10 protein-coding genes are annotated in these 12,596 nt (G+C 33.5%); all 10 read left to right on the top strand.

Translation table 11 applies throughout. The features are described from left to right. Positions 1-67: 67 nt before the first annotated feature. Positions 68-1,216, top strand: coding sequence for a beta 1-4 rhamnosyltransferase Cps2T (gene cps2T, locus PCY10_RS03560; protein WP_117282951.1), 1,149 nt, complete (start codon positions 68-70; stop codon positions 1,214-1,216). Then, positions 1,213-2,148 carry a glycosyltransferase family 2 protein gene (locus tag PCY10_RS03555; RefSeq protein WP_301558843.1) on the top strand — a complete coding sequence of 312 codons (936 nt, stop codon included), beginning with the start codon at positions 1,213-1,215 and terminating at the stop codon, positions 2,146-2,148. The genes cps2T and PCY10_RS03555 overlap by 4 nt, the downstream gene beginning before the upstream one ends. Before the next feature lie 2 nt (positions 2,149-2,150). Next, on the top strand, positions 2,151-2,957 hold the full coding sequence (locus tag PCY10_RS03550) for an ABC transporter permease (RefSeq protein ID WP_003073002.1): 807 nt from the start codon (positions 2,151-2,153) through the stop codon (positions 2,955-2,957). Further along, the gene (locus PCY10_RS03545) at positions 2,957-4,177 is read left to right on the top strand and encodes an ABC transporter ATP-binding protein (protein ID WP_301558842.1); all 1,221 of its coding nucleotides are present in this window, start codon (positions 2,957-2,959) and stop codon (positions 4,175-4,177) included. Before PCY10_RS03550 ends, PCY10_RS03545 begins: the two co-directional genes overlap by 1 nt. Before the next feature lie 25 nt (positions 4,178-4,202). Beyond that, on the top strand, positions 4,203-5,954 hold the full coding sequence (locus PCY10_RS03540; protein ID WP_301558841.1) for a glycosyltransferase family 4 protein: 1,752 nt from the start codon (positions 4,203-4,205) through the stop codon (positions 5,952-5,954). Next, a complete protein-coding gene (locus PCY10_RS03535) occupies positions 5,951-7,711 on the top strand; it encodes a rhamnan synthesis F family protein (protein ID WP_247937682.1) in 1,761 nt (586 codons plus the stop codon). Before PCY10_RS03540 ends, PCY10_RS03535 begins: the two co-directional genes overlap by 4 nt. A gap of 113 nt (positions 7,712-7,824) precedes the next feature. Then, on the top strand, positions 7,825-10,284 hold the full coding sequence (locus PCY10_RS03530) for an LTA synthase family protein (RefSeq protein ID WP_301558840.1): 2,460 nt from the start codon (positions 7,825-7,827) through the stop codon (positions 10,282-10,284). Between the two features lie 180 nt (positions 10,285-10,464). Further along, a complete protein-coding gene (locus PCY10_RS03525) occupies positions 10,465-11,154 on the top strand; it encodes a tRNA (adenine(22)-N(1))-methyltransferase TrmK (RefSeq protein ID WP_009568484.1) in 690 nt (229 codons plus the stop codon). After that, a complete protein-coding gene (locus PCY10_RS03520) occupies positions 11,141-11,938 on the top strand; it encodes a Nif3-like dinuclear metal center hexameric protein (RefSeq protein ID WP_301558839.1) in 798 nt (265 codons plus the stop codon). Before PCY10_RS03525 ends, PCY10_RS03520 begins: the two co-directional genes overlap by 14 nt. 85 nt (positions 11,939-12,023) lie before the next feature. Continuing rightward, positions 12,024-12,494 (top strand): 8-oxo-dGTP diphosphatase, encoded by a 471-nt coding sequence (locus PCY10_RS03515; RefSeq protein ID WP_102573699.1) that lies wholly within the window; start codon positions 12,024-12,026, stop codon positions 12,492-12,494. The last annotated feature ends 102 nt before the right edge of the window (positions 12,495-12,596 follow it).

Raw genomic sequence — 12,596 nt, 5'->3', positions numbered from 1 at the left:
TGTTACACAAACTGTTCATAAAGTGGTATAATAGTATGGATTGTAAAATCTTGAAGTGAGGAAAATCATGCAGCATGTATTCATTATTGGAAGTCGTGGTCTTCCTGCAAAATATGGTGGATTTGAAACTTTTGTAGAAAATTTGGTTGGACACCAGGTTTCACCACAGATTCAGTATCATGTGGCTTGCTTGTCAGATAAAGAAGCCTATCATCATTTTGACTACAAAGGCGTAGATTGTTTTACGATTCAAGCACCAAAATTTGGTCCAGCTCGTGTTATTGCCTATGATATGATGGCAATCAACTACGCTTTGAAGTTAGTGAAAGAGCAAGAAATAGTTCAACCAGTTTTTTATATTTTAGGAAATACAATCGGAGCTTTTATTGCACCTTTTGCTCGAAAAATTCACCATGCCGGTGGTATATTTTACATCAATCCTGATGGTCTGGAATGGAAGCGTGCAAAGTGGGCAAAACCAGTTCAAGCTTATCTCAAGTATTCTGAAAAGTTGATGACTAAACATGCAGATTTGGTAATTTCAGATAATCAAGGAATTGAAATGTACATCAACAAGATCTATCCTTGGTCTAAAACGACTTTTATCGCTTATGGAACAGATTTAAATTTATCTTCTTTGACAGATCAGACTACGAAAGTGCGTGATTTTTTTAACCAATGGCAGAGTAAAGAAAAAAATTATTATTTGATTGTTGGACGTTTTGTTCCAGAAAATAACTATGAAAGTATCATTCGTGAGTTTATGAAGTCGCAGACGCAACGAGATTTACTGATTGTCTGCAATTATCAAGGGAATGTTTATTTTGACGAGTTGCGAAATAAAACAGGTTTTGACCAAGATAAGCGGATTAAGTTTGTTGGAACGGTTTATGATCAGGAATTATTGAAGTACATTCGTAATCAAGCCTTTGCTTATATTCATGGTCACGAAGTCGGTGGAACCAATCCTGGCTTGCTGGAGGCGTTGGCGCAAACGGATTTGAACTTGGTTTTAGATGTCGATTTTAATCATCAAGTTGCAAAGGAAACTGCTTTCTACTGGCAGAAAGCAGATGCATCTTTAGTAGCATTGATTGACCAAGTAGATATGAAAGCTGATTTCTCCCAATTAGGGCAAGCTGCCAAAGAAAATATGAAAGAAAACTACACCTGGGAAAAAATTGTGGGTGAATACGAGGAATTATTTTTATCATGAAAGTGACGATTCTCATGTCCACCTACAATGGTGAGCGATTTTTAGCAGAACAAATTGAGAGCATTAGGCAGCAGACCTATACAGACTGGCAGCTGTTAATTCGAGATGACGGATCTAAAGACAGGACGCGTGAGATTATTCAAGATTTTTGTCAAAAAGATAATCGCATTCGTTTTGTGAATCCTGATAGTGTCGAGAATGTTGGGGTTATTAAAAGTTTCTTTCATCTTTTGAAATATCAAACGTCAGATTTCTATCTATTTAGCGATCAGGATGACGTTTGGCTGCCTGAAAAAATAGAGCTGCAGCTGAAAGAAGCAGAAAAATATGATAATACGCTACCTTTACTTGTTTATATGGATTTAAAAGTAGTAGATCAGGAACTCAATGTTGTTCATGAAAGTATGATTCAAACACAATCGGATCATGCCAATACAGAATTGCTCCAAGAATTAACAGAAAATACTGTGACTGGTGGCGTTTCGATGATTAATCAAGCTCTGGCTGACTTATGGACTGGGCAGGAGGAGTATGACTTACTCATGCACGACTGGTATCTAGCTCTATTAGCTACAGCTTTTGGCAAGCTGGTTTATATTGATAAGCAGGGAGAATTGTATCGGCAACATTCGAATAATGTTTTAGGTGCAAGAACATTCAGAAAAAGAATGCAAAATTGGATTCGCCCGCATATTCTCTTTGCAAAATATTGGAATCTCATCCAAGCGAGTCAAAAACAAGCAAAGAATTTATTAGCTTTGCCTCTGACTACTCAAAATAAAGAAATGATTGAAAATTTTGTGACAATCATGGAAGTACCTTTGACAGAACGATATAAGCGTCTACGGAAATATGGTTTCCGAAAAAATCGCACCTTCCATACTTTGGTCTTTACCACTCTAATTCTTACAAAATTTGCTTATAAGGAGTAATGATGGACTTATTTAGTCGAAAAAATATGATTCTCTTACGCGAGATGATTAAAACGGATTTTAAATTACGGTATCAAGGAAGTTTAATTGGCCATCTATGGTCCATTTTGAAACCTTTACTTTTGTTTACGATTATGTATTTAGTTTTTGTGCGATTTTTAAGATTCGATGATGGAACACCACACTATGCTATTGGTCTTTTAGTTGGTATGGTAACTTGGAATTTCTTTTCAGAAGCTACAAATATGGGGATGATGTCTATTGTTGCTCGTGGTGATTTGCTTCGAAAACTTAACTTTTCCAAAGAGATCATTGTTATTTCTTCAGTTGTTGGTGCAGCAATTAACTACTCTATTAATTTATTGGTTGTTTTCATCTTTGCTATAGTTAATGGAGTAGCAGTATCCATGGGCTGGTTTACAGTTATTCCGTTATTTGTTGAATTGATTTTATTTTCAACAGGAATTGCTTTTATATTAGCGACGTTATTTGTTAAATATAGAGATATTGGTCCGATTTGGGAAGTAGTGATGCAAGCAGGAATGTATGCGACACCTATTATCTACTCTCTTACCTTTATTTTGCAACGTGGTCAAGTGACAATTGCAAAACTCATGATGTTAAATCCTTTGGCACAGATCATTCAAGATTTGCGGCACTATATTGTTTTTTCAGGAAGCATGCGTGGCTGGGATTTAATTGGTCATAAAGGTGTTGCTATAGTGCCCTACATTCTTCCTTTCTTCATCTTTGGAATTGGGTATTATATTTTCCATAAAAATGCTAAGAGATTCGCGGAGATTTTATAATGTCAGATAAAAAAATTGCAGTAAAAGTTGATCATGTCAGTAAGTATTTTAAACTTCCTACTGAAGCAACGCAAAGTTTACGTACCAATTTAGTCAATTATTTTAAGGGGATTAAAGGCTATACGGAACAAGATGTTTTAAAAGATATTAACTTTGAGGTTGAGGAAGGTGATTTCTTTGGGATTGTGGGCCGTAATGGTTCAGGAAAGTCTACTCTTTTAAAAATCATTTCGCAAATTTATGTTCCTGAGAAAGGGAAAGTCACAGTCAATGGGAAAATGGTTTCCTTTATTGAACTTGGTGTTGGTTTTAACCCAGAATTGACTGGACGTGAAAATGTCTATATGAATGGTGCTATGCTTGGTTTTACAACAGAAGAAATTGATGCCATGTACAATGACATTGTTGATTTTGCCGAATTACATGAATTCATGAATCAAAAATTGAAGAATTATTCAAGCGGAATGCAGGTTCGTTTGGCATTTTCGGTCGCGATTAAAGCACAAGGTGATGTTCTCATTCTTGATGAAGTTCTTGCAGTCGGTGATGAAGCTTTCCAGAGAAAATGTAACGATTATTTTTTAGAACGAAAAAAATCTGGGAAAACAACTATTCTTGTTACGCACGATATGGGTGCTGTTAAAAAATATTGCAATAAAGCTGTTTTGATTGAGGATGGGTTGATTAAGGCGATTGGAAATCCTGATGATGTTGCGAATCAGTATAGCTTTGATAATGCTATTCAACCAACGCAAGAGAAAGATACTTCTTCAGAGAATAAAATGAAACAAGTTGCATTAGTTGAGAACTTTGAAGTAAAATTGTTATCTCCAAATCAAGTCACGCCAGATGATGAGTTGAAATTTGAATTTACCTTTAAACAACTCCAAAACATTGAAACCCATATTGCTATGTCATTTGTTGATATTAACACTAATTATGGGTATTATAATGATAATTCTATGGATTTAAAAATCGGTGGTACAGGCGAAAAGAAAGTCACTTATACATGTAAGCTTCCTTATTTAAACCGTGCTCGTTTAAGATTAGAAGCAACAGTTCGTGATACTGACAAGCGTGTTTTAGCTTTTGCAGTATCTTCAAAAGCTCCAATCGTCTTTATTGAACGGAATGATATTCCAGAGGATGATAAATCTGCATTAGATTCTGCAACGGGCTTACTTGTTAGAAATGGAAGTTGGCAAGAATCGGACATATAAAACTTTACAAAACGAGGGCTGAATTATGGTAAAGCGTATTTTATTTATCTCTCCAACTGGGACATTAGACAATGGAGCTGAAAAATCAATAACGAATTTAATGGTTTATTTATCTAAAATCGGCTATGATATTTACAACGTCTATCCTGAAAATGGGCACCCGACTCATACAAGTTATAAAAGCAAGCTGTCTAATGCCAATGTTCACTTGTTTCCACTATCTACGATAAAATGGTGGTGGGAAGAAGCACCTGGTGAATTACTATTTTCTAGAGAAGAACGTATTGCTTTTTATCAAAAGAATATTAAAGAAATACGAGATATTATTATTGAGCAAGATATTGATTTAGTTATTTCTAACACGGCAAATGTTTTTCAAGGAGCTGTAGCAGCAGCTTGTGAGAATATCCCACATTTTTGGCTTATCCATGAATTTCCAGAGAGAGAATTTGAATATTATGCCAAAAAAATGAAGTTTATTTTTGATAGTTCGGATAAAGTTTTTTCTGTACGGGGAAATCTAGCCCAAAAATTGGCTGAGTTAAATAATAATCCTGTTAATTTAGAAACATTTATTCCTTATACACAATTTACAACTGAAGCTTTGGCAGAGTCCAATCAAAGAAGAATCGTTTCAATTGGTGTAATAAATGAAAATAAAAATCAAATTGAGCTTCTTAAAGCATATAAAAAACTTGGGAGCAATGATATTCCCTTAATTTTCATTGGTGGCTGGCAAAAAGAGGCGAAAGAGGAGTGCGATGCTTTTATTGAGAAATATGAATTAACTAACGTCCAATTTTGGGGTTATAATGACCAACCGTGGAAAAAAGTGACAGATTCAGATATTTGTATATACACTTCTAAATCCGAAGCCTTTCCTCTCGTTTTTATTGAATCTATTTTGAGGGGAGTTCCTACAATAGTTTCGAATAATAATGGCTATAAATCAGTGAAAGAGTATTTTGGTGTGGGTACGACATATCAGTTGGGAAATATTGACTCATTGGTTGATAAGATGGCAGATTTTCTTGAAAATTTCGATATATATAAGAATAATGCAGTTCTTGCAAGAGATAGAGCTAAACAGCTTTATACACTTGATAAGTGTTATGATAGTTTACTTGCAAATATAGCATCCCTTTCAACAAGAACAGAGAAAACCCTACAAGCTCTTAGCCCCTTGTTAGGAGAAATATTGCCAAATCATTCCATATTGAATATAAAGAAGCAGCTTATTACGATTTTTTACGCACGAGCAGATGAAGAATTTTCGGAAACAAATAGTCTGAAATTTCCATTACAGTATGCAGATGAACTTTATTTTAAGATTCCATATGAAGCGGCTAGGTTGAGAATTGATTTATCTGAGGTTCCTAATTATTATAAAAATGTTAGCCTAAAAACTTACCATAAGCAGACAGAAGTGGAAGTTACTTTTACAAATGGACTTTTGCTTTCTAATGAATTACTTTTCGGGAAAAATGATCCTCAGCTTCACTATCAGATTGATACTGTTGGTGATTCAGAATTTCTTTTTTCGTATGAAATGAAAGATATTTTTGACCCTATGAAAGAAGGTTCGGTTTTGACTGAATTATCAGAGGCGAATGGACTTAACCAGAAATTGTTGGGGAACATTACGGATTTAGAAGGACAGATTCAACAGTTAGAATGTGACTATCAAAAATTAGTTCATGAACACAATGCGGTTATAGGAAGCAGACGCTGGATCATTCCAACTAAAATTATTAACTTCTTTAGGAGAAGACAATGAAACGATTATTAATTTATGTTCATTTTAATAAATACGATCATATCAGTCGACATGTATTTTACCAAATTGAACATATGCGGCCTTTATTTGAAAAACTTGTTTTTATTTCAAATAGCAAGTTAAGTCTATCTGAAGTAGAAAAACTTCGTGAAAAAAAGTTAATTGACGAATTTATTCAACGTGAAAATACTGGTTATGATTTTGGAGCATGGCATGATGGTATGGCTTTAGTTGGTTTTGACAAGTTGAAAGAATACGATTCAATTACTGTGATGAACGATACTTGTTTTGGTCCACTTTGGGATATGAAACCTATTTATCAAAAATATGAGTCTAATTCAGAAGTAGACTTTTGGGGAATGACGAATCATCAGGAAGTTAAACAAAGAAATCTGTTCATTAATGAACATCTTCAATCTTATTTTATTTCTTTTAAAAATAGACTAGTTCAGTCAACCGTATTTCAAAATTTCTGGCAATCAGTTGAAAATTATATAGATGTACAAAAGGTTATTGATAATTATGAGACCCAGTACACCAAGAAATTTGTAGATGCAGGTTTTAAATATCAGACAATTTTGAATACGATTCCTTTAAAAGATGACTTTTTCCATAGTAACTTCACAATTCATTATCCGCATGTTTTATTGGAAAATCATGTTCCTTTTATTAAGATAAAAACATTTGATTTGACTCAACATTTATCTCCTTACTTACTGAAGGCAATTGAACAGGAATCAGATTATCCGACAGAATTTATTTTATCTCATATGTCTGATATGAGTTTACCAACACCTCCATATTTGCTTGATAGAAAAGTATTAAAAGATAATCAATTTCAGTATTCAAATCAAAAGAAAGTTGCGGTGCATCTCCATACTTATTATGTGGATCTTTTGGAAGAATTTTTAATAGCTTTTGAAGGTTTTCATTTTAATTACGATTTATTTTTGACAACAGATTCTGAGAAAAAGAAAGCGGAAATTGAAAAGATTTTAACAAAATATGGTAAGGTAGGTAAAGTTTATATTACTGGAAATCGGGGTCGTGATGTTATTCCGATGTTGAAACTTAAAAAAGAACTGTCAAAATATGATTATATCGGTCATTTTCATACGAAAAAATCTCCAGAGTATCCGCATTGGGTAGGAGATTCATGGAGAAATGAACTTTTTGATATGTTAATCAAACCGGCAGATAAAGTTATAGCTAGTTTGGAAAATGATGAACGGTTAGGTTTAGTTATTGCTGATATTCCATCTTTTTTCCGTTATACAAAGATTGTTGATCCGTGGAATGAAAATAAATTCGCAGATGATATGAACCTGCTCTGGGAACGAATGAATATTAAACGGTCTATAGATTTCAATCAATTAAATACATTTGTCATGAGTTATGGAACCTTTATTTGGTTTAAATATGCTGCCCTGAAACCGTTATTTGATTTGAATCTGCAAGATGAAGATATTCCATCAGAACCACTACCACAGCATACCATTTTACATTCTATTGAACGAATTTTGGTTTATTTAGCATGGTCTCAACGTTATGACTACGCAATCTCTAAAAATGAGATTTATATTACTCCTTTTGTGGATAATATCGTTTTAAATATTCGTCCAGATACCTTACCAAACACCTATATAAATTTCGATAATATTGGTGGTATTAAAGGTGCTCTGAAATATATTTATCGTGGACCAGGGAGTGCAATTAAGTATTTGCTGAAAAGATTAAAACGAAAATTTACTTCGTGAAGTTTTTAAAATTCATTTTATCTTATTAATGAGCATTGATTAATCTTTCTATCAAAGATTATCAAGGCTTGTTTTTTAGTAATTTAAACAATGAATTTTATTGGATGATAATTATGAAAATATTAAATAAATATTATAGACAATTTAGTATATTGTTAATCAGCTTTTTATTTTTTAATGTAATAGGAGTTTGTTTAAAATTTATAGAAGAAAATGAAAGCAAAACAATCACTTCCTATATGCTATTTGGTTTACTATGTGTATTGTTAATTGCAGTATGTTTAGGGTATGTTATATCAAAGGTTTTAAATAAAAGATTCTATTTTTATACATTATTAATTTATATGGAATATTTATTTTTCTCTTATTTGCTAGAAATGTCTATACATTTAACTGTACCTTCTTATGATTTGTGGGATTTTAAAGCTAACCATTTATTTCAGCTAAACTCTTTGATTTTTATTATTCCAACATTATTGTTAGCAATTGTTTTTAAATATACTCCCAAATTAAATAATATAAAGTTTTTAGATAGTTTGATAATCAATGAAGAAAATTGTGATATTTTAAAAACATTCTTTTTATCACAGGTATTATTAAATTTTATATTATTGGATAGTAAGACTTTAGAGTTTCTCAAGCAAACCAGTTTTTTAAAAAAATTTATCGTTAATAATAAATTTCAAATAACTGATTACTTCGCCTTCTCTTTAATAGGTTTGCTTGTTTATTTAACTATTTTACTTGCCACTCCTAGTTTTTTCTCGGTAAAAGCAATAAAAGATATTTGTAAGAATAAGGCTAGTTTTTCAGTTGCTAGTTTGTTTAGTTTATTATTTGCTATTATTTTTAATTTTACGATACAAAATAGTATAAGAGGAGATACCGAATTTCGTCTTTCAACAGGAGCAACCTCGTTTCAAATTATTATTTTCTTTGCTATTTTTTTGGTTATGTATCTCATATTTAATCGTTTTTTAATTTCTACTATATTTATTTCACTAATTATTAGTGGGGTAACTATAGCGAGTAGCCTTAAATTTCAATTCCGTCAAGAACCGATATTACCTAGTGATATTGTTTGGTTAAAGGAGCCTAAATTATTATTAGAATTCGTGAATGGATTTGCATGTATAGTATATATTTTATTGGGGCTTTTTATTATAGTAAGTTTGTATATTTTTTTCAGAAAAAAAATATTGGCAAATAAGATTATACCAAATTATAAATATCGCTTATCTATTTTGATACTAACTGCAGTATTGTTAATGTCAATTGTGGGAATATTTACAAATAAAAAAGATGGTAAAATCCAAGAGAATATACCTATAATTTCTGTTCTTAATAATTATGAAGATTTGAATTGGTATGGAAACACGATAAATGCTCGCTCACGTTCACTTGTATTTGTATGGTTATCACAGCTGTCAGATAGTACAATGTATAAACCTCAGAAGTATAGTGCCGAAAAAATTAAAGCAATTGAGCAAAAATATCAAAAAGCTTCTCAAATTTTAAATAAAGAACGAACAAATAAAATAGAAGAACAAACGGTTATTTACATATTAAGTGAAAGTTTTTCTGATCCTACTCGTGTTGAAGGGGTTAAGCTTTCTAAAAATCCTATTTCAAATATTCAAACAATTAAGGAGCAGAATACGAGTGGTTTAATGAAATCGGATGGCTATGGTGGTGGGACAGCCAACATGGAGTTTCAATCTTTAACCGGTCTACCATTCTATAATTTATCACCCAGTATTTCTGTTGCTTATACAGAAGTTGTTCCTAAAATGAATAAATTTCCTGTCATTAGTAACCAGTTTGAAGCCAAGAATCGGGTTGCTGTTCATTTAGCTGCGCCAACAAATTACTCTAGAAATGTTATTTATAAATCTTTAGGTTATTCTAAATTTATTAGTTTATTAACAAAAGGACTGGATGTTCATTATCAGGGAGTAAATTATAGTGATAGTTCCACTTATCAATTAATTATTGATAACATGAAAGATAATCAGAATTATTTTTTCTCTGTTATGACGATGCAAAATCATTCTCCTTGGAAAGAAGAAGAACCAAACAATATTGAAGCTTCTAATTCAAATTTTTCTAGTGATGTAAATGAACAATTGACCAACTACACGCGCCTATTGCACCACACAGATATCGCCACAAAAGATTTTCTTGATCGGCTTTCGAAAATCAATAAGAAAGTTACGGTTGTTTTCTATGGAGATCATTTACCAGGATTATATCCTCAATCGGCTTTTAAGAATAATCCAGAGAGTCAATATTTAACAGATTATTTTGTGTGGAGTAATTATGAAACCCCGAAATTGAACTATCCAATTGTAAATTCAAGTGATTTCACAGCTTTATTATTAGAACAGACCAATTCAAAAGTGTCCCCTTATTATGCTTTATTAACAGAAGTTTTACATAAGGCAAGTGTTGGTAAAAAAAATTTGGATGCAGAAGGAAGGCAAATTGCAGAAGATCTGAAGCTAATCCAGTATGATATAGTGGCTGGGAAAGGCTATTTGACAAAAGATTTTTTCAAAGTACAGAGTGAATAAAAAATTGTAATGTACATGTCCATAACTTCCATATTTAGTATGATATAGATATAATCGTAATATTTTCCCCTGCTTAGCTTGACAAGTGGGGGTTATTTATTTCTCTGGGAGTAGGCTCTTTTTTAAGTTCTTTAAAAATGATATACTAAAATAAAACGATTATTTTAGAAATGAGTTATTATGCAAGTAAAGAATATCTCAAAACGATTGGAGAAAGTGGCTAGTTTTGTTCCACAGGGGGATAAAATCTTGGATGTGGGGAGTGATCACGCCTATTTACCCATTTATTTAATACAGCAAGGGCGTATTGTGTCGGCTGTTGCTGGAGAAGTTGTTGAAGGACCATATCAGTCTGCGGTTGCGAATGTGAGGGATAATGGTTTATCTGATAAAATTTCTGTTCGTTTAGCAAATGGTTTGGCAGCTTTTGATGTGGGAGATCAGATTGATGATATCGTTATTGCAGGGATGGGAGGAAGGCTAATTGCAGATATTTTAGAACGTGGTAGTACTAAATTGGCATCTGTTAGGCGTTTGATTCTTCAGCCCAACAATCGAGAAGATGAACTTCGCAGGTGGTTGTGTGGTCATGATTTTCAAATTATTAAGGAAGCTCTTGTGGAAGAAAATGGGAAATTCTACGAGATTATAATAGCTGAGCAGGGGAAGCAAGTGTTGAATGCTGATCAAGAACGCTTTGGACCTTATCTGATGAGAGAACAATCGACAATTTTTCGAGATAGATGGCGCTGGGAAGCAGATAAGTTGGAAAAAGCACTGGCTAAAATTCCAGAGAAAAATCTAGCGGAACGCTCAGCTATGTCCCAAAAAATCAAGCAAATCAAGGAGGTACTCCATGCTAGCGAGTGATTTTATTAATCGTTATGAAGCGTACTGCCCTCAGGACTTATCCGAGGAGGGAGATGTTCGAGGACTGCAAATTGGAACTCTAAATAAGGAAGTTAAGCGTGTGCTGGTGGCTTTGGATATCCGCGAGCAGACAGTTGCAGAGGCGATTGAAAAGGGAGTGGATTTGATTTTGGTTAAGCATGCTCCAATTTTTCGTCCTATTAAAGATTTGGTGGCGGAGCGATTTCAGAATCAAATTTACATCGATCTAATTAAGCATGATATTGCAGTTTATGTCAGCCATACCAATATTGATATTGTAGATGATGGTCTTAATGACTGGTTCTGTGATCTACTGGAAATCACCGATACGGATTATCTTAGCGAAACGGCTCCCGGGTACGGTATTGGGCGTATTGGCAAGATCGTGCCTCAGACTTTTGGAGAATTTGCAATCAAGGTTAAGGAAAAATTTGGTCTGGATAGTCTGCGTTTGGTGAGTTATATGGCTACGGATCTGGAGCGAATGGTTGAGAAAGTAGCGATTTGTGGTGGCAGTGGTCAATCCTTGTACAAAGAGGCGCTTGCTAAGGGAGCACAAGTTTATATTACGGGCGATATTTACTACCATACAGCACAAGATATGCTAAGTGAGGGTCTTCTAGCTTTGGATCCGGGTCATCATATAGAAGTGCTTTTTGTAGAAAAATTAGTTGAAAAGTTTCAAGACTGGAAAGTAGAAGAGGGCTGGGAAGTTAAATTTTTAGCCAGTCAGGTTTCTACAAATCCGTTTAAATATAAATAAATAGCCATTATTGGGGCAGAAAATAAGCGGTAGCTGAAGTCTAGTTGCTTATTCTTCTAAAAGATCGATTAAGAAAGAGAAGTAGATGACAGAGAATATTTTAAATTGGGTTAATATTTGTGTAAAAAAGGGGAATCAGATTCTCTTACTCAATCGGCAACACGATGATTTTAAAGGCTGGATTCAACCAGGTGGGAAAGTTGAGTTTCCAGAATCTTTTTTTGAAGCAGCTGTGCGAGAGTTGAAAGAGGAAACAGGATTGACAGCTCTTAATTTAGTTTTAAAGGGAATTTCTGGTTTTACAAATCCTGACAAACAGGAGCGTTATGTTTACTATGATTTTCTCTGTACTGAGTTTACAGGTCAAGTTCATGGAACTAGTCGGGAAGGGGAACCCAAATGGTGGAAGATTTCAGAGCTTGAGCAATTGGATATGCAGGATGACATTAGGACTAGGCTTCCTTTATATTGGCGACGAGGTTCTTTTGAGCGCATTCACTATTGGGATGAAGAGCATCATTGTGTCAAAGAAACCAAGACGATTTTATATGATTGAGTCAACAATGATTTCTGGTTGAATAGAAATATCAAAACAGTTACAGGAGTTTGCTTTAAATTTTGGTTGTTAAGTAATAAGTGACATCCGCTTTCAAAAATG

The sequence above is a fragment of the Streptococcus sp. SI1 genome (assembly GCF_030439945.1).
In the GTDB taxonomy this organism is placed as follows: Bacteria; Bacillota; Bacilli; order Lactobacillales; family Streptococcaceae; genus Streptococcus; species Streptococcus intermedius.
This window is presented reverse-complemented; position numbering and strand designations above follow the sequence as displayed.

Bases quoted from the DNA above. Each gene is read 5' to 3' on its own strand.
- PCY10_RS03525 (WP_009568484.1), top strand. From the start codon at position 10,465: ATGCAAGTAAAGAATATCTCAAAACGATTGGAGAAAGTGGCTAGTTTT.
- PCY10_RS03530 (WP_301558840.1), top strand. From the start codon at position 7,825: ATGAAAATATTAAATAAATATTATAGACAATTTAGTATATTGTTAATC.
- PCY10_RS03545 (WP_301558842.1), top strand. From the start codon at position 2,957: ATGTCAGATAAAAAAATTGCAGTAAAAGTTGATCATGTCAGTAAGTAT.
- PCY10_RS03535 (WP_247937682.1), top strand. From the start codon at position 5,951: ATGAAACGATTATTAATTTATGTTCATTTTAATAAATACGATCATATC.
- PCY10_RS03520 (WP_301558839.1), top strand. From the start codon at position 11,141: ATGCTAGCGAGTGATTTTATTAATCGTTATGAAGCGTACTGCCCTCAG.
- PCY10_RS03555 (WP_301558843.1), top strand. From the start codon at position 1,213: ATGAAAGTGACGATTCTCATGTCCACCTACAATGGTGAGCGATTTTTA.
- PCY10_RS03540 (WP_301558841.1), top strand. From the start codon at position 4,203: ATGGTAAAGCGTATTTTATTTATCTCTCCAACTGGGACATTAGACAAT.
- PCY10_RS03550 (WP_003073002.1), top strand. From the start codon at position 2,151: ATGGACTTATTTAGTCGAAAAAATATGATTCTCTTACGCGAGATGATT.
- PCY10_RS03515 (WP_102573699.1), top strand. From the start codon at position 12,024: ATGACAGAGAATATTTTAAATTGGGTTAATATTTGTGTAAAAAAGGGG.
- cps2T (WP_117282951.1), top strand. From the start codon at position 68: ATGCAGCATGTATTCATTATTGGAAGTCGTGGTCTTCCTGCAAAATAT.